The 1,175-nt window shown below is 70.6% G+C and carries 1 protein-coding gene; it reads right to left on the reverse strand.

What is annotated here, in order from left to right:
• Window positions 1-1,175 (reverse strand): acetyl-CoA C-acetyltransferase (locus J8I33_RS34225; RefSeq protein WP_148093100.1); only part of this gene is annotated, 1,175 nt, incomplete at both ends.

Genomic DNA, 1,175 nt, shown 5'->3' on the forward strand with positions numbered 1-1,175 from the left:
CGCTCGACCGCGAGCGCGACGCCCATCCCGCCGCCGATGCACAGCGACGCCAGCCCGCGCTTCGCGTCGCGCTTGACCATCTCGTGCAGCAGCGTCACCAGGATCCGGCAGCCCGACGCGCCGATCGGGTGGCCGATCGCGATCGCCCCGCCGTTCACGTTCACCTTCGACGTGTCCCAGCCCATCTGCTTGTGCACCGCCAGCGCCTGCGCCGCGAACGCTTCGTTGATCTCCATCAGGTCCAGGTCGCCCGGCGTCCAGCCCGCGCGCTCCAGCGCCCGGCGCGACGCCGGCACCGGCCCCATGCCCATCACGCTCGGATCCACGCCCGCGTTCGCATACGCCTTGATCCGCGCCAGCGGCGTCAGGCCCAGCGCCGCCGCCTTCTGCGCCGACATCACCAGCACCGCCGCCGCGCCGTCGTTCAGCCCCGACGCGTTCGCCGCCGTCACCGAGCCGTCCTTCGCGAACGCCGGCTTCAGCCCGGCCAGCGACTCCGCCGTCACGCCGTGACGCACGAACTCGTCGGTCGCGAACTGCAGCGGCTCGCCCTTGCGTTGCGGGATCGACACCGGCACGATCTCGTCGTCGAAGCGCCCGGCCTTCTGCGCAGCTTCCGCCTTGTTCTGCGACAGCGCCGCGAACGCGTCCTGCTCTTCGCGCGTGATCCCGTATTCCTTCGCGACGTTCTCCGCCGTGATGCCCATGTGGTACTGGTTGTACACGTCCCACAGCCCGTCGACGATCATCGTGTCGACCAGCTTCGCGTCGCCCATCCGGAACCCGTCGCGCGAGCCCGGCAGCACGTGCGGCGCCGCGCTCATGTTCTCCTGGCCGCCCGCGATCACGATCTCCGCGTCGCCCGCGACGATCGCATTCGCCGCCAACATCACGGCCTTCAGGCCCGAGCCGCACACCTTGTTGATCGTCATGCCCGGCACCGCGCTCGGCAGCCCCGCCTTGATCACCGACTGCCGCGCCGGGTTCTGCCCGGAGCCGGCCGTCAGCACCTGGCCCATGATCACTTCGCTGACCTGGTCGGGCTTCACGCCCGCACGCTCCAGCACCGCGCGGATCACCGTCGCGCCCAGTTCCGGCGCCGCAATCTTCGCGAGCGAGCCGCCGAATTTGCCGACCGCGGTCCGCGCGGCCGATACGATCACTACATCCGTCAT

Source organism: Burkholderia sp. AcTa6-5 (assembly GCF_017815075.1).
GTDB classification, from domain to species: Bacteria; Pseudomonadota; Gammaproteobacteria; order Burkholderiales; family Burkholderiaceae; genus Burkholderia; species Burkholderia sola.